Origin of the sequence: Neorhizobium turbinariae (assembly GCF_023223505.1) — a bacterium.
Lineage (GTDB): Bacteria > Pseudomonadota > Alphaproteobacteria > Rhizobiales > Rhizobiaceae > Neorhizobium > Neorhizobium turbinariae.
The window spans coordinates 321,947-338,471 of record NZ_JALPRY010000012.1; the positions used below are offsets into that span (position 1 = coordinate 321,947).

Sequence of the window (16,525 nt, forward strand, 5' to 3'; positions counted from 1 at the left end):
AATCTCCCACGTTCTTGTTGTCGCCGAATTCCGCTTCGGGCTCCGGTGCAAGGCAAGATATTCACCTTGCCCGAGAGGGAAACCGGCATCACGCAGACGTGACGGAAAATGGCTTATCGCCTCAAGCAGTCGTTGGCATCCGCCACCGGTGGGTTTAAGCACGTTGCCACTCTGACGCATAAGCGTGGTTCTCGATGAATCGTATTGTTCCCCTGATCCTTGCCGTCGCCCTGTTCATGGAGCAGATGGATTCCACAGTCATATCGACTGCGCTTCCGACGATTGCAGAAGATCTAGAGGTTGGGCCGATCACGCTGAAGCTCGCGCTGACCTCCTACATGGTGGCGCTCGCCATGTTCATTCCCGTCAGCGGCTGGATGGCCGATCGCTACGGCGCCAAGAAGATCTTCCGGCTTGCCATCTTCGTGTTCGTGATCGGCTCGATCTGCTGCGCCTTTTCAGCCACCCTCAGCCAGTTCGTCCTGTCCCGCTTCCTGCAGGGCATGGGCGGCGCGATGATGACACCTGTCGGGCGCCTCGTCCTGTTGCGCACCACCCCGCGCAGCGAGCTCGTGTCTGCGATGGCGCTGTTGACGATCCCGGCGCTGGTCGGGCCGCTCACCGGTCCGCCGATCGGCGGCTTTATCACCACCTATTTCACCTGGCACTGGATCTTCCTGATCAACGTGCCCGTCGGCATCATCGGCATCTGGCTTGCCACCATCTACCTTCCCGAAGTTCCAGGCACCAATCCACCGGGCGTGGACTGGCGGGGCTTCCTGCTCACCTCCGTGACGGCAGCCGGTCTCGTCTTCGGGCTATCGGTCATCGGCCTGCCCGCACTGCCCCCGGCTGTCGGGATAATCGCCGCCGCCGCGGGCCTCGGTGCCGGCATTGTCTATGTGCTCTATGCCCGCAACCACCCGGCACCGATCCTGAACCTTCGGATCTTCCAGGATGATGCTTTTCGGACCGCGACGATCGGCGGCACGCTGTTCCGGATCTCGACAGGCGCCATCCCCTTCCTCCTGCCGCTGATGCTGCAACTTGCCTTTGGGCTGAACCCGTTCCAGTCGGGACTGATTACCTTTGCAGGTGCTGTCGGGGCACTGATGGTGAAGTTCGTGGCGCGGCGCGTCTTTGCGATGTCCGGCTTCAAGATGACGCTGATTGTGGCTGGTACGATGGGGGCTGCGACGACGGCCGCGAACGGCTTCTTTACGCCGCAAACGCCGCATGCGCTGATCATCGCCTTCCTGCTGATGTCGGGCGTCTGCCGGTCGTTCTTCTTCACCGGCTCCAATGCTTTGAGTTATTCCGAGATCAGCGACGCCCAGGCGAGCCAGGCAACGTCCATCGCTTCCGTCGTGCAGCAGATCAGCCTGGCGCTCGGCGTTGCCTTCGCGGCCTTCATCCTGGAAGCCTCGTCGGTGGTCACGGGCTCACACCTGCAACTGGCCGATTTCCACCTGGCATTCTTCCTGGTGGCGGGGCTGTCGCTCTTCGCGGTCGTGCCGCTTCTGAGGCTCGACCCGATGACCGGCGCAGCGGTATCCGGTCATCGCCGGCCCAAGGTGGTTCAGTCCGAAGCGGGCGAGTGATCCTCGGCGCGATCGGCTTCCGCCTCCACCGGTTCCGCATCGGCTGACTGCACCTTGCGACCCTTGAAGTGCTTGGCGAGCAGGAACATCTCGACCGATTCCGCGCGAGAGGAATGCGGCTTGACGTGGATGACCTGCTTGAAATTCTGCTTCAGCATGTTGAGCAGGTCGCGCTCCGTGCCACCCTGGAAGGTCTTGGCAAGGAAATGCCCGCCCTCGCCCAGCACGTCCACAGCGAAATAGGCGGCGACTTCGCACAGATGCATGGTGCGCAGATGGTCCGTCTTCTGGTGCCCGGTCGTGGGCGCCGCCATGTCCGAAATTACCAAATCCGGCGTGCCGCCAATCGCTTCCATCAGAAGCTCCGGCGCTTTTGGATCCAGGAAGTCGAGCTGCAGGATCTTCACGCCCGGCAGCGGCGCCATTTCCAGAAAGTCGATCGCTGCAACGCGAATATCCTCGTCCGTGGAGTTTGTTACCTTGGCGGCGATCTGCGACCAGCTGCCAGGTGCTGCGCCAAGGTCGATGATGCGCCTGGCGCCTTTCAAGATGTGATGCTTCTCGTCGATCTCGAGCAGCTTGAAGGCCGCACGTGCCCGATACCCTTCCAGCTTTGCCCGCTGCACGTAGGGATCGTTGATATGCCGCTCAAGCCAACGCCGCGACGACGCCTTCAGCTTGCCCTTCTTGACCTTCTGGCCGAGCTTGCGGCCCAGACGGTTGCTGCCCACCGGCGGTTTCGTCATCGCCTTGCTCCCGCTTCATCCGACCAATCCGAATGGCGGTGGCCGCCATGGTGGCGCGACCGCACCCGGCGCCAAACGCCGTCATCGGCCATCATATCCGTCAACAGACCTTCACGCAGGCCGCGGTCCGCAACCCGCATCCGCGGGCTCGGCCAGCGGCGGCGGATTGCCTCGAGGATTGCGCAGCCGGCAAGAACCAGGTCGGCGCGGTCCGGCCCGATGCAGGGGTTCGACGCACGTCCGGCAAAATCCCAAGACAGGAGCTTTGCCTGCATGGCCGTCACTTCCTCGTCCGAAAGCCACAGGCCATCCACCTTGCGCCTATCGTATCGCGGCAGGTCGAGATGCACGCCGGCAAGTGTCGTCACCGTACCCGACGTGCCGATCAGGTGGAAATCTTCCGCGCCGTGGCGATGTTCGGGCCCGAGCGGCGGGCAATCGAACTCGGCCAGCATGCCTTCCACTTCGGCGACCATGGCCGCAAACACATCCGGAGTGACGTCACGGCCGCCATGACGCTCCGATAGCGTCACGACACCAACGGGCAAGGAGGTCCAGTGGGTGATGTGGTTTGCAAGCCGGCTCGAGCGGTTGTCATCGATGCGGATCACGGCGATCTCCGATGACCCTCCGCCGATATCAAAGAGAACCACCGACCGCGCCTCGCGCCCGACAAGCGACGAGCAGCCTGAGACGGCCAGCCGCGCTTCGGTTTCGCGGTTGATGATCTCGAGTTCGAGCCCCGTCTCAGCCGTGACGCGCGCCAAGAATTCCTCGCCGTTTTCGGCCGAACGACAGGCTTCGGTAGCAATCAGGCGCTTGCGGCGGATCGGCCGGTTGGCAAGCTTTGCCGCGCAGATGCGCAAGGCTTCCACCGCACGGTCCATCGCATCCTGCGAGAGCCTGCGACTGGTGCCGAGACCTTCGCCCAAACGAACGATGCGTGAAAAGGCATCGACCACCCGAAACTGCCCCGGCCGCGTCGGCTGGGCGATCAGGAGGCGGCAATTGTTGGTGCCGAGATCAAGCGCTGCATAAAGATCATCGACGAACTGCGGCCGCTCTGGCCGCGCGCCTAGGCCCGACGCATCCGGATCACGTGGCCGTTGCTCCCGCGCCGGCATGACCGATGCGGCACCCGCGCCATTCGGCGACTTTGCGAAACTCGGCACGGCCTTGGCAGGCGCAAGAGGCCTGCCCTGCAAGCCGCGACCGCCACGATTTTTCTTGCGTCGATGGCGAGGAGATTTGCCGGTCGGCGCCGATACGGTTCCTGCAGCCTGCGGGGATGACACTGCGGCATCCGCCGGCTGGCCTGCCGCCGCCGCAACAGCTTGCGGTGTACCGGCGGCCGAGGATTTCGAACGCCTGCGTTTGCGCTTGCGCACCGGCGCATCTGGTTTGGTATTTTGGGGGCGCGGAGCAGAGGCAGGCTCGAGAGCCTTGCCCAAACGCAAGTTTGCCGCCGCGTCGCGGCGCTTGCCACGACGCTTCGCCTTGCCACGTCTTGAGGATTTCGCCTCATGACGCGATGCCGCCGACACCCCGCCTTCCGGCGGCTTTCCGCCGCTATCGGGGTCCATCACTTCTATGTCCATCTCGCCGCGCAATCCCTCAAAAGGGCTGCCGCTGGCGTCTGATCGTTTCGTTGGCGACAGGATAACAGCAGAGGCCGAGTTCGCCAATCGGTTTTTGCTCAGACGCAAATCGACGGAAGATCGAAGATTTTTTTGTCAGAGGGTATTTGCAAGTGCGAACTGTTTGGTTATAAGCCGCGCACACCGTTCGCGGGATTGCTTTGCAGCCCGCTCGTTGGGGAATAGTTCAACGGTAGAACGACGGACTCTGACTCCGTTAATCTTGGTTCGAATCCAGGTTCCCCAGCCAATTCTCCCGGAAAGCCCTGATTCTCTTGTTTTTCCAGTCGTGCCGGATCCCGTTTTGGCATCATTGGCGACCTGATGCCCAGAACTGATGCCCAAAGGTGATGCCCAAGCCGGATTCGGCCCGGTAGCCACCCTGGGCCCGACACAGGGTACCTTCGTCATGGCTGTCCGCCACGAAGTCGAGGATCTCATCCGCCGCGGAAACATCTTCTACTGGCGACCACGCATCCCGGCCGCCTTCATTCAATGCCCACCAGGCAGCCGGCTTTCACTGACCCTTCACTGTTCGGATCATAGGAAGGCACAGATCATCGGCCGCAAGCTCAACACGCGGCTGGCCGAGCTGAAGATGCAGTCGCAGGAAAACATGTCCAAGCAGCAACTCCAGAAACTCTTCGAACACGAGCGGGACAGGGAACTAGAGAGGCTCGATGACATCAGCACCATGGCCAAGCGCAATGGGCGCGGTGCCGACGTCATGGAGATGGAACTCGACCTTGAGGCCGGCTGGGCATATCAGCTCCTCGCGAAGTTCGGTACCCGTTCAGACCTCAGCCTCGAAGAGAACTGTCCCGGCCTCGCCTTTCTCCTAAAGAGCGGAATACCGATTTCCCATATCGAGGCTATCCGAGCGAACTATCGCGCGGAACTGTCCATTGCGCGTAGCGCGGGCTTCGAAGACGCCATCCGGCGGCTGATCTACAACTTCGACATTCCGGACACCGCGCTCAATCGTGAGCGGGCGATGTCGAAAATCTTCGAAGGTCGGGCAGCAGCCCTGCTGGATATCTACGAGCGCCACGAACTGGTTGATCGCAGCCTAAGCGAATTCACAGTGAATAGCAGAGCGGACGATCCCGTTGCCGAAGTCAAGGCCACCGCCGTTGAACCTGCTTCCTTCGCCGCGCCGCTTCAGTCGGAAAACGGCAGAGAGGCATCGGGGAAGGCATCCAAGCGTCAGGAGGGCGAACAGCGGGTTGTTGCTGTTTCGGATTTCGAGCAGGAATGCGAAAAGCTGATCGCGAACATGGGAAAGGAATGGGAGCCGGCGACCGCGCGGGACGCCATGTCGCTGGTGCGGATGTTCAAGTCGGTCCTTGCAGAACATGGCGTGGAGCATTCCGGGCAGATCGAGCAGTATCACATTGGCCGCCTACGTCAGCACTTCAACGACATTCCGACGGACTGGGGCCGAAGCAGCCGAATGAGAGCCATGTCGGCGATCGAACTACGCGCGGAAGGCGACAGGTTGCGGAAGGCGGCCGAGGCCACGGGAACGAAGGCCAAGGTTGGTCTTTCGACCGGGACCATCCGCAAGCATTTTGGGAATCTGCAACACTTTCTGAAGCATGTGCGTGGTCACGGATTCGATGTCGCTGATTGGTCCTTCGAGGGGCTGCGTCCGAAGAAGCCTAAAGCGGGGCTAATCCGATTGCAGCAATACAAGCCGTCGCCGCAGGACATCGCACCCATTTTCGCGAGTCCGATCTACACCGGCTCCCTGGATTGCAGGCGTGGGAGAAAGAAACCCGGCCGGCACATCTTCCATGATGCCCTGTACTATCTCCCGATCCTTTTCACCTATCTTGGTGCGAGACGTAACGAGTTCGCCGGTCTCGCCGTTGACGACGTGGAGCAAGATCCAAACGGGCTTGTCATCCAGTTGAGAACAAACGCATTGCGGCGGCTGAAAAACGCGCAATCTCACAGGACCCTCCCCGTCCCAGATGAGCTGGTTCGGCTTGGATTCGTCCAGTATCACGCGGCGATCAAGCAGCTTGGCTATGAAGCGTTGTTCCCAGACCTGTTCTCCGACAGGACCAGGAATGACCCTGGGGACCTCTTCTACGACACGTTTACCCCAATCATGCAGGAGGCACTGGGGGAGAACATGTGGAAGCGCTCCCTGCATGCCCTTCGCCACGGCATGGCGGATACACTGAAGCAAGCAGGCGTACCAACAGAGGTGATTGACGATATTTCGGGAAGACTGAGCGAGGGCAGCGAAACAAATACACGCTACACCAATCCAGCAGGCCTCCCGTTGATGCGCAGCGCGTTGACCAAATACCCGGTCATCACCGCCACTATCGAACCCGCTCCGCTACAGCTTCTCCCATGGGTGGAAAACAAGCAGGCCCCGCCATGGGCGCGTAAGGGAAAAGCCTGATTTCCACGCCGTCTTTGTTGGAGGACGTTTTCATAGCTGCTACCAAGCTCTCAGGAAAAACAGCGGCATGCTTCTTCCATGCGTTAGCTGTTCAGCTGGGCGCACAAGCCGCTTGCGAGATTACGCGCGAAGCGCGGTATCAAGCAGCGTGGGCATAACAGCCGCCAAGGTTCCGATCAAAGCCGCCAATGGTACTGGAAGCCCGCCCTGCGCCCAGCTTCAGATGATCTGATGCCCCTACCAAGGACTGATACAGCAGACGTTCGCACTAGATCAGACGGCGGTGTATTGGCTCGATAGGGTGACTCCCTATCGACGCTCAAGTTTTGCTCATTCTGCTTGATGGACGACCGATGGCGGAATTTTTGTCTTCAGGCACCTGACGCCCCTTTCGCTAACCAACTGTTCTCATAGCTCCTTTCCAACTGGCACGCGCATTGCATTCTTTTTTGCATGCAATTTAAGTGGAGAAGTTCATGACTGCCGGTTTGATAGAGGGATCGCATCTCAGCAAAGTCTACGCCACAGCGACAGGACCACTGGTGGCTCTGTCTGACGTGTCGTTCGACGTGAATGAAGGCGAGTTCATTTCGCTGGTCGGCCCAAGCGGATGCGGCAAGTCAACTCTGCTGTCGATCCTCGGTGGGCTCGAAAATCAGACGGAAGGCGTGCTGCTGCTATCAGACAAAGAGCACGACGGGCCCCGAGCCGAGATCGGGATGATGTTCCAGACCTCCGTGCTCTTTCCTTGGCGAACCATCCGGCAAAACGTGGAACTGCCGGGCATCATCCTGGGCCTTGATCGCAAGCAACAGGCGGAAGAAGCCGACAGGTTGCTCGACATGGTCGGGCTCAACGGCTTCGGCGACAGATATCCCGGCGAGCTTTCCGGTGGAATGCGCCAACGCGTGGCGCTGGCAAGGCTTCTTGCCCACGATCCGAAGGTTCTCCTGATGGACGAGCCCTTTGGCGCACTCGATGAGTTCACCCGCGAGACGATGAATGTCGAGCTGCTCCGTATCTGGGAGAAGACTGGCAAGACCGTGATCTTCGTCACCCACAACATCGGCGAAGCAGTCTTTCTTTCCGACCGCATATTCGTGATGACGCCGCGCCCAGGCCGCCTGGAAGGCATCGTTGACGTCGACCTTCCCCGACCGCGCAAGCCAGAGGTGATGCGCGACCCCCGCTATTCCGAATTGGTGTTCGATATCCGCCGGATGCTCGGCGTCGATCACTGATGACCAGAAGGAACGAGACGAATGAACATGGCCTCGCTTAATATCTCTTCCGCATCCGCATCCGCTACGGCGGAGGTGGAGCCTGCGGCGAACATCCACGCGGACACAATCCAACGGTTCCTTGCTTCCGAGCAGATCAAGCAGAAGCGCGAGCGGATCGCCAATCGCGCGATGGCGATAGGCTTCGGCATCTTCGTGTTGATCGCCTGGGCGATCGCTACAGAAGGTGGCTTTGTCCACGCGCTGATCATTCCCTCGCCGGTAGATACGATCGAAGCGACGGTTCGTGTCGTGGGCTCCAGCTCGTTCTGGCCCAATGTTTGGGTGACCGTTCAAGAAATACTTTGGGCCTTCGCGCTCGGACTTGGCGGCGGGGCTCTCCTGGGTGTGAGTGTTGCGATGTTCGCCAGCGTCCGCGCCACTCTCTATCCCTACCTCGTCGCCATCCAAGCTCCGCCAAAAATCGTTCTTGCACCGATCTTTGTCACCTGGTTCGGCTTCGATCAGGCATCCAAGATCGCGATCGGTGTTGTGATGAGCTTCTTCCCGATGTTTCTCAACACACTGACCGGTATCTCATCCGTCGATCCGAATGCGATCAAGTTGATGAAATCGCTCACCGCCGGCCGCTGGAAGACATTCCGCTATCTGCTGCTGCCCAACGCGCTCCCGATCATGATGGCGGGGGTCAAACTCTGCTGGACGCTCGCGGTCCTGGGCGTGATCGTCGGCGAGTTCGTCGGCGCATCGGCTGGTATCGGCTACCTGATCTACGCGATGAACTTCCAGCTCGATATCGCCGGCGTGTTCTCGCTCATCATCCTGCTCTCGCTCTTCACTCTCTTTGTCTACCAGCTGATCGAATGGCTGGAGGGAAAGATCGTCTTCTGGAAGCAACTTTGATCCCGTGCATACAGACCAACAACTAGGAGAACCTCCCATGACTGCCACGACGAAAATGCTTTCCCGTTTCACAGCCTACGCCACGGCAACGGCGATCACCATGATGGCTGCCGCATCGCAGGCACAAGAGCTGGTGAAGTTCAACGGCGTTACCGCCCAGGGCGGCGCGACTGCCCAGATGTTCCCGATCTACATGGCGCAAGAGATGGGCTACTACAAAGAGGAAGGCCTCGATGTGACCCTTAACTATTCCAAGGGTTCGTCGGATGCTGCTCGTCAGCTCGCCGCCGGCAACGTCGATTGGGGTATTTTTTCTTCGGCTGCCACCATGCAGACCGTACAACGAGGTTTCCCGCTGAAGGCCATCATGCAGGTGTACTACCCCGACACCTTCGACATCGTCGTGCCGGCAAACAGCGACATCAAAAGCATGGCTGACATGAAGGGGAAGACCATCGGCCTCTCGGATCTCGCTGGCGGTGAGGTTCCAATGACCCGTGCGTCGATCGTCGAGACCGGACTAAAGGAAGGCGAAGACGTTAAGCTTGTGGTGGCCGGCGAAGGCGATCCCACGACCATCCGTTCATTCGAAACCGACCGCATCCAAGCCTATGCCGGAGCCAAGCGCGATCTGCTGCTCATCGCGGCTCAGGGCATCGAGACTCGCTCTATCACTCCGGCAGCTATCGCAGCATTCCCTGGCGACGCACTGTCGGTTCGAGCCGAGACTTACGACAGCGATCCGGAGCTTCTGGTAAAGTTCGTGCGAGCAACCCTTAAAGGCCGTCAGTGGGGCATGGACAATCCCGACAAGGCATTCGAACTTCTGAAGACAAAGTACGCCGCCGCGTCCCTCGGTGACAACCCTGTCGCACCGCAGTTCTGGTCGCTGGTCCAGACTTACTATACCGCGCCTGAGAGCGTTAAGGTCCACGGCACGATGCTGCCCGAAGCCTGGAAGGTGTACATGGACTACCTTCAGCTAGGCGAAGGCGAGCAGAAGGCACTGGCAGGCCCGGTCGATCTCTCCACGATACTAACCGATGATATCGTCCTGAAGGCCTCCGAAGCGACGGCTCAGAACTGAGGGGTAACCCGCCTGCCGGCGTACCGGCGGGCTCTTTTACATTCAAGCGGACTGAATTGCACGATGCAAACAAATGAGAGTGAATACCTGATCGACCTCGTGGTGGTCGGCGCCCATCTGAGCGGCATGCCGCTGAACAAGGAACTGGTGGAACTCGACGCAAAATTCGTACGCCTCGACGCCACGACATCGGATTATCGACTCTTCGAACTACCGGGCACTGCACCCCGGAAACCAGGGCTTCTTCGCGTGGAGAGCGAAGCTGGCGCGGCCATCGAAGTGGAAGTCTGGGCATTGACGCCAAAAGCCTTCGGTCTGTTCGTATCGCGCATTCCATCACCGCTCGGTATCGGTACGGTCAAGCTGCGTGGCGGGGCGGCTGCGAAGGGCTTCCTCGTCGAGGAGATCGCCGTCCGGGAGGCCGAGGACATCAGCCGGTTTGGCGGCTGGCGTGCTTTCCGCCGAAGTGTCGAGGCCGCCGCCTGAAGCGGATCAGCGCAGGGTGGGGGCAACCGTCCCCACCGAATCTCTCACAACCCGCAGATGCTGCGTCATCGCTTCAGCCGCAGCTTCGGCCTCACCCGAAAGAATATGGTTTACGATCGTCTCGTGTTCCGCGACCGAGTTCATCAGACGGTTGAAACTCTGGAATTGCGCCTTGCGAAAGGGTGCAACGCGATTGCGCACGTTCAGCGTGATTTCCGCCAGGAAACCGTTGCCGCTTGCGATATAGATGACCTCGTGAAACGCGATATTTCTCCGGTAGTACTCATCTATGTCACCCTCCAGCGCAGCCTGCTTGCAAGCGAGGTGCGCGTCCATCAACTGCTGCTTCATTGCTGGCTCAATGGAGGCTGCAGCGTTCCGGGCACAAAGCGCCTCCAGATCAGCCATGACGACGAACATCTCGTCGATCTTCTCTTTCGTGAAATGGGGAACGACTGCGCCGCGATGAGGCCTGGCTTCGACGAATCCAATCGCCTCCAGCTGGCGGATAGCTTCGCGTACCGGTGTTCGGGATACCTTGAAGCGTTCGGCAAGCGAGACCTCGTCCAGCGCAACACCCGGGCCGATGGACCCCAGTACGATCTCGTCCGCCAGAACGAGCCGAATGCGGTCGGTTGCCGTCAGCCGTCTCTCCCGTATCGTCATGCGGGCATCCTAGTGATTGTCCACGGTCTAGATTCCGATTCAGTCGTAAACGCCGTTTCAGGAAGTAACGGGGGGAATACAATGAATCAACAAAACGACGTTTGTGCAATACAGCACCCTTGACGCCAGCTCCGAGCGGTTGAAGTCCAAGTGGTCATGCCGACAGAACCGGGGTTGGGCGTCCAGACAGAACCTAGGGATTTCTCCATCAAGAGCGTTGGCATCATTCCTGGTCATCGCCATCGGTTGGGGGCTCACTAGTGATATGTGTCTTCCTCCTGAACTCCCATCCCTGCTTCACGTACTTGTCGACGAGTTGATCGAAGGCGTCATAGGAAACACGCTTGTCGAAGCCCTGCTCCACGAGCCTGTCGACGATCAGGTCGCCGAACTTCTCCAGCTCATCCAGCTTGTCCCTGGCAGCGCTCCTGGTGATGACCACGTGCAGCAGCACCCGGGCGATGTCGTCCCTTGAGGGCCGACGCTCGGTCTTGATCCGCTTGCGATAAACCTGCTGACGCTCGCGCTGTTCCGCCAGCCGCTTATCACCTCGCTTGTCACCCCGTTTGGTCACCTGTCCGCTCTCCTTCTCCTCTCTCCCGCAAACGTCGTTTGAGACTGAATCGCATTTCTCGACATCTGCAACGCTGATCTGGATATCGGAATCGCAGTTTCAGGGAGATGAATCGGATTTCCGCAAATCATCGCAAATCGACCTGAGGTGCAGGCAAGGCATTTCAAATCGATCCAATTCGCCCACTGGCCACCGGTGGCTGTGATGTGGTTCATCTCCCGCAGAGACTACGACGCCTGGATCAGGAACCGCTGCAGGACGAGCAGCCCTGCGCCCCGCTCTCGCTCATCACGGGCAGGCGGCGCAAACGTCGTTTGTGCCGGAATCGGGAATATCGAGTTCTGTAACGCCGATCTCGATCCTTGAATCGCTTGCCAGCATGTTTGAATCGCAGAACCACAAATCATCTCAAATCAGGATGACGTGCAGGGGATTTGCCGCAAGGCAGAGTGCTTTGCCTGCACATCATCATGATTTGATGCCGAAGTCCGCGGAACCGTTGTCTATTCGGCCATTGATCGACTCTTACCTAGTCGTCGAAACCTTTCGTGTGTGAACCCAACCGATAGTAGCGTGAAACCGTCCGGGCAAAGCGGCGTTGCGGTGCAAGCAGCCAGAGATCGGAGGTTATTCCGTGCGGGGCGTATCCCAGCCGCGGATGACCGGAGATCTCGCCCCGCAGGCAGACGATTTGTCGTGTCGCCAGGTACCAGTTGTCGATCAGCGGTGCGTCCTCGAGGCGGTCCTGGCCTGGCAGATCCCCTTCCCCGATGGCAATCAGGTCGTCGAGTAGCGCCTGCAGCTTCTCTATCATCCGCTCCAGTTGGCGGATCTCGCGGGGACCATCACCATATATGATCATCTTCTTCTCCTTCAGGTTTGCCTGCCGACCGGCAGCATGGTTGTGTGGGGAATGGTGCCTTGGGCTGCGAAGGCCCCGGCATCGGGGATTGTGCCGCTATGACGAAGGGCCAGCAGACGACGGGGTGGCCATCAGCGCGGCAATCTCGGGGCCTTCCAGCGTGTCTCTTTCGACAAGCGCATTGGCCAGCGCCAACAGCTCGTCCCTGTGCTCGGCAACGAGACGCCGGGCCCTGTCGAAGGCTTCGTCCAGCCTGGCGTTGACCCGATCCGCGAGTCCGGGCTCCACGAACATCAGCGCTGGGATGATGGTCGCGTCGCGATAAAGGAGCGGCCAGACGGAGCCGCAACCGACCCTGGTCTCGACCGCAAGAGCAAGATCGGTGGCGTTCGCAAGGTCACTTCCGGCATATCCCCCCGAGCCCAGGGATACGCTGCCGAGGATCATCTCTTCGGCGGCCCGTCCGGCCAGATGCAGGCACAAGATGTCGAGGGCCTGGGCTTCTGTCAGGATCCGGATTTCCGCCTCGGCGGCGAGAAAGCCAAGGGCAGTCTCGGAGGCCTCGATGGAGAGCTGCCGGACCTGCCCCAACTTGAGGCGCATGCTGGCAATGCAATGGCCGCACTCATGGACAGCGACGCGCCAGCGGAGATCGCTCGGGAGACGGGGCTGCCGTTCGCGGATAGCCCGCTCCAGATCATCCCATGTCATTGACCGGCGCTGGCGACGCGCCCGCTGGCGGGCCTCGCGAACCAGTCGCTCGATGTCGGCTCCGGTGCGACCGGCCGCCAGCAGCGCAAGTCGCCGCAGGGCACCGGCCTGGTTATCCATGATGTTGAGGGCTGGGTCCCAGTCACTGCTCATCGGGCGGCCTCCCCTCTCTCCTGCCCCGCCCATGCCTGGGGCGCGGTTTCCAGGACAGAGACGAGATCGCTTCCAAGATGATGGACGAGGATACCGCAGAGCGAATCGACATCCGGTTTCGGGATGACGACATGCTTCTCCAGGCGGCCGGAACGCATCAGTGCCTTGTCGATGAACTCCGGCCTGTTCGTCGCGCCGACGATGATCACGCCGCTGGTCCTGGCAGCGCCATCCAGCAATTCCAGCAGCCGGGCGATGACCGTATTCCAGTAGTCGGCGTGATCCCGTGCATTGTCCTGTCGGCTGCCAATCGCGTCACATTCGTCGATGAACAGGATCGACGGCGCGTTCCGTTGCGCTTCGTCGAAGGCATTGGACATGCGCTTCAGGACATCGCCGAGGTAACTCGGCTGGAGCCATGTTGCGACGGACGTTCCCAGCATTGGCAGTTGCAGGCTGTTGCAGAGCGCCCGCGCAAAGGTGGTCTTGCCTGTCCCCGGTGGCCCGGACAGAAGCAGGCGCGTGCTCATCTCCTCCCACTCGATCGCCCCGTCTCTCCAGAGCTCGAGGTCGTTCTTCAGGTCGAGAGCCCAGGACCTGGCTTCGCCGTAGCCGCTCAGGGTTTCCACGGTCAGCGGAAGGTGGGGAGGCTTGGATGGCGAGGAAACCAGGTCGTCAGAAGAGGAGGAGTTGGCGGTGCAGGCGTCGACGAGGGGCTCGGGCTGGATGAGGCGCGATCCGGTCGACTTCTCCCGGGACGTGCTGCGCCCTCCCCTCCCTGAGGCCAGGCTAGCCCCTGACTGGCCGGACGATCCACCGTCGCCTTCGCCCGTTGACGGCAGCTCGATACGGGCCAGCTTGCCGAGCAGACGCACGGCATCTTCACGACTGCGGGATGGTCGCAGGGCAAGTATCAGGTGGTCGAAGCGGCGAAGGGTGAGTTCACCTGAGGTGGTCAAGGATATCTCACCGCCTTCGCCGCTGCGGAGCATGGCCAGGAGAGGTTGGATAAGATACCAGTCGATTGGACGGATCGTCAGTTCCAGGTCGGCCGCAGCGCGGGTGGAACAATAATGTCCGCTCCATGAAGAACCAGGACCTGGCTGCCCTTTGAAAGCGCCTCTGCCGCCTGCTGCTCCAGTTCGCGATGCTCCGTATCGCCAAGATCCTCGTCATTGATCAGCCGGATCGTCCGGTCCGGCCTGATCCCCAGGTTGCGACCGGTGGAAGCGGGGCTGCCCTGGCGTTCGATCCTCGTCCTGCGCTCGAAGAGAAGGTCCGCCTTAAGCAATTCCACCAGCTTGTCGGCAAATCCCTCCACTTCGGAGCGGATGAGAATAAGGCTGCCGGGCTGGCTGAGGCGGGACAGCATCGATGACCTTGGGAGCCCGCATTCGGCGAGCGCCCGGCTCAGCAAGCGCACGATCGCCAAGTTGGCGGTTTCGTCGGCGCTGGAGAGAGCGTCGAGGAGGGCCAGCATATACGGCCATTCGATACTGCACCGCTCTTCAGCCAGCGCCTCCGCTTCGCCAGCGGAAGCAACTCCCTCCTCGCGGATTTCTAGTTCCTGCCCGATGGCCCGGCGTCCGCTCAGGAACATCCGCCGCAGCACGGCGAGGTCGGTAATTGGCTTGCCCGACAGCCCATGATCCCGTGCGACAACATACCGACGCAGGCTGTAGCCGTTGACGCTAACCGGGATTGGCACCAACAACTCAAGCGACCGGGCCACTTCGACCCTTTTCCACAATTGCCCGTGCCGAATGCGCCTCATGAGGTGATTTGCAATCCGGTCGGCCGATGTGCCGGATCGTTCGGGATGGGTGAGTGCATCGTCGCCCGTACCGGGCGTTGGAACCGCTGGTTTGGCGGATTTTGGCATATGTTACTCCATTCGCAGAGCCGCAGGCTCCACGTCGCACTGGAATTGAACTTGATGATTACGCTCGAGGGTTCCGCGGCCTCGATCAGGATCGGAGACCGCTGGCAACCAATCGGCGATCAGCCGGGACCGGAGGCTGATCGCGCAAAACCGACCACGATGCGGGCAATGGGCGCTTCACCGCTGCTCCTGCCAGCCTCGGCCCTGTCCGCCTTTGCTGCCTGCGGACCATCATTTTTGCCCGGACGGTTGGGCGATGTGCCGGACGCGGTCGGCGATGGCTGCTGCAGGCCAAGGGCACCGAGCGCCCGCTGTTCTATCAATGCCCTCACCCTCTCGCCGAATGTCGAGCGCAGGCGTTCCATGGCTGCGGCCGCGCCGGGAAGGTCGAGCAGTTCGTCCACTTCGGTGAGTTTCCAGATACCCTGGTCATGATTGCGCTTGCGACTTGCTCCGTCGATCACCGCGATGTCGACATCCGTGATGCTGAGGCGCTTGTGTCGTTTATAGAGAAAGTCAGGCAGTATCAGGCCTGTCGCCATCATGCGGCTCGTAAGATCGGCAAGCGTGGAATCGCTGTAAGCCGCCAGCGACCGCTTCAGGTCGATGACCAGCGCCTTGCGTGTCTTCCTGTTCAAGATGATCAGGTCCGGCTTGTACGTGCGCTCCGTCCCAATGTCGCAATCGAAGCAGACACCCTCGAGGACGTCCCATGAATTGGTCGAGATCGCCTGCACGGCTGCCTCCACCAGTGGCAGCTTCAGCGGCTTGCCCAGCACCTGAAGATCGGGATGCAGGGCCGCAACCACGGCCAGCCCCCTCTCTAGCAACCTGCCCTCATGGAAGCTGACGGAGCGAAGCAGCGATGCCAGCGGGGCATAGCGCCCCAGGACCTGGTCCGGGATGTGCGGCCCCCTTTCGATTGCCATCATTGCATCCTCGATGAGGCCATCAAACAGAGCATGCTTACCGGACAGATCGGGCACTGTGGGATGAGAGGCGGGACGAGACCGGGAGGACAAATCGCCGGGGATCACCTGGTTCGGCGGCAGGATGGCTTCTGCGGCGGCTGCAAGCGACGCCTTCGGCGGCCGCCCGCGTTTGCGCCGTGTCGGCGCCGAGGTTAGCTCGACGATGGTTGCGGTGCGCTGGTGGTTTTTGGATGTCATGGGATAGCCTTTATGGAAACTGGTTGGCCATGCCCTGGTTCATTGCCGCGGAAGCGCACTGCTCCACCTCGCCCGTTGACGGGGTCAGGCGTCGAGGTGACGAGCATGCAGAGCCCATGCAGCACCCAGACAACCGTGACGGAAGCCGGGACGACGCAAAGCACTCAGGAGGGCGCGTCAGTCAGCAAAAAACCAGGGATGTGAGGATCAGGCGGATGCCTGGGGGAGAGCCAGAGGCAGCACGCAGGCCGCCGATGCACTCAGCTGTTCAAAGCCGAAACGCCGAACTTTCCATAAAGCGGGGGAGAGAGTAGATGTACTCATAGCCCAATTCCTTCTCAGCAAGGTTGCGGGTCAGGCCCTCGTTCGGTGCTACCAACACCGGCGG

15 protein-coding genes and 1 tRNA gene are annotated in these 16,525 nt (G+C 60.6%); 7 read left to right on the forward strand and 9 right to left on the reverse strand.

Annotation, left to right across the window (positions count from 1 at the left end):
• The first annotated feature begins 194 nt into the window (after nucleotides 1-194).
• Nucleotides 195-1,601 (forward strand): MFS transporter, encoded by a 1,407-nt coding sequence (locus M0654_RS12260; protein WP_248683321.1) that lies wholly within the window; start codon nucleotides 195-197, stop codon nucleotides 1,599-1,601.
• Here M0654_RS12260 and M0654_RS12265 read toward each other — a convergent pair.
• Together M0654_RS12265 and M0654_RS12270 are read right to left on the reverse strand one after the other, a co-directional pair.
• Nucleotides 1,580-2,347, reverse strand: coding sequence for an RlmE family RNA methyltransferase (locus tag M0654_RS12265; RefSeq protein WP_248683322.1), 768 nt, complete (start codon nucleotides 2,345-2,347; stop codon nucleotides 1,580-1,582). The genes M0654_RS12260 and M0654_RS12265 overlap by 22 nt on opposite strands.
• Nucleotides 2,344-3,945, reverse strand: coding sequence for a Ppx/GppA phosphatase family protein (locus M0654_RS12270; protein WP_248683323.1), 1,602 nt, complete (start codon nucleotides 3,943-3,945; stop codon nucleotides 2,344-2,346). The genes M0654_RS12265 and M0654_RS12270 overlap by 4 nt, the downstream gene beginning before the upstream one ends.
• Nucleotides 3,946-4,160: 215 nt before the next feature.
• Here M0654_RS12270 and M0654_RS12275 point away from each other — a divergent pair.
• The 6 genes from M0654_RS12275 (at nucleotide 4,161) to M0654_RS12300 (ending at nucleotide 10,120) form a co-directional block, all read left to right on the forward strand.
• Nucleotides 4,161-4,234, forward strand: a tRNA-Gln gene (locus M0654_RS12275).
• A 159-nt stretch (nucleotides 4,235-4,393) separates the two neighbouring features.
• The gene (locus M0654_RS12280) at nucleotides 4,394-6,403 is read left to right on the forward strand and encodes a tyrosine-type recombinase/integrase (RefSeq protein ID WP_248683324.1); all 2,010 of its coding nucleotides are present in this window, start codon (nucleotides 4,394-4,396) and stop codon (nucleotides 6,401-6,403) included.
• A 476-nt stretch (nucleotides 6,404-6,879) separates the two neighbouring features.
• Nucleotides 6,880-7,644 (forward strand): ABC transporter ATP-binding protein, encoded by a 765-nt coding sequence (locus M0654_RS12285; protein ID WP_142521643.1) that lies wholly within the window; start codon nucleotides 6,880-6,882, stop codon nucleotides 7,642-7,644.
• Between the two features lie 21 nt (nucleotides 7,645-7,665).
• Nucleotides 7,666-8,547, forward strand: a complete 882-nt coding sequence (locus M0654_RS12290) for an ABC transporter permease (protein WP_248683325.1) — start codon at nucleotides 7,666-7,668, stop codon at nucleotides 8,545-8,547.
• A gap of 37 nt (nucleotides 8,548-8,584) precedes the next feature.
• Nucleotides 8,585-9,634, forward strand: coding sequence for an ABC transporter substrate-binding protein (locus M0654_RS12295; protein WP_248683326.1), 1,050 nt, complete (start codon nucleotides 8,585-8,587; stop codon nucleotides 9,632-9,634).
• A gap of 63 nt (nucleotides 9,635-9,697) precedes the next feature.
• Nucleotides 9,698-10,120: an allophanate hydrolase-related protein gene (locus M0654_RS12300; protein WP_248683327.1), complete on the forward strand. Its 423-nt coding sequence runs from the start codon at nucleotides 9,698-9,700 to the stop codon at nucleotides 10,118-10,120.
• A gap of 6 nt (nucleotides 10,121-10,126) precedes the next feature.
• On the opposite strand, the gene M0654_RS12305 is transcribed toward M0654_RS12300, so the two are convergent.
• The 7 genes from M0654_RS12305 to M0654_RS12335 form a co-directional block, all read right to left on the reverse strand.
• Entirely contained in the window at nucleotides 10,127-10,786 is a 660-nt protein-coding gene (locus tag M0654_RS12305; protein ID WP_248683328.1) for a GntR family transcriptional regulator, read from the reverse strand.
• Nucleotides 10,787-11,009: 223 nt separating this feature from the next.
• Nucleotides 11,010-11,360, reverse strand: coding sequence for a hypothetical protein (locus tag M0654_RS12310; RefSeq protein WP_248683329.1), 351 nt, complete (start codon nucleotides 11,358-11,360; stop codon nucleotides 11,010-11,012).
• 529 nt (nucleotides 11,361-11,889) lie between these two features.
• Nucleotides 11,890-12,222, reverse strand: a complete 333-nt coding sequence (locus tag M0654_RS12315) for a DUF6634 family protein (RefSeq protein ID WP_248683330.1) — start codon at nucleotides 12,220-12,222, stop codon at nucleotides 11,890-11,892.
• A 96-nt stretch (nucleotides 12,223-12,318) separates the two neighbouring features.
• Nucleotides 12,319-13,086: an ATP-dependent Zn protease gene (locus tag M0654_RS12320; RefSeq protein ID WP_248683331.1), complete on the reverse strand. Its 768-nt coding sequence runs from the start codon at nucleotides 13,084-13,086 to the stop codon at nucleotides 12,319-12,321.
• Nucleotides 13,083-14,045, reverse strand: coding sequence for an AAA family ATPase (locus tag M0654_RS12325; RefSeq protein WP_248683332.1), 963 nt, complete (start codon nucleotides 14,043-14,045; stop codon nucleotides 13,083-13,085). Before M0654_RS12325 ends, M0654_RS12320 begins: the two co-directional genes overlap by 4 nt.
• A gap of 77 nt (nucleotides 14,046-14,122) precedes the next feature.
• Nucleotides 14,123-14,794, reverse strand: a complete 672-nt coding sequence (locus tag M0654_RS12330; protein ID WP_248683333.1) for a hypothetical protein — start codon at nucleotides 14,792-14,794, stop codon at nucleotides 14,123-14,125.
• 293 nt (nucleotides 14,795-15,087) lie between these two features.
• Nucleotides 15,088-16,137 (reverse strand): hypothetical protein, encoded by a 1,050-nt coding sequence (locus M0654_RS12335; protein WP_248683334.1) that lies wholly within the window; start codon nucleotides 16,135-16,137, stop codon nucleotides 15,088-15,090.
• Nucleotides 16,138-16,525 lie beyond the last annotated feature (388 nt).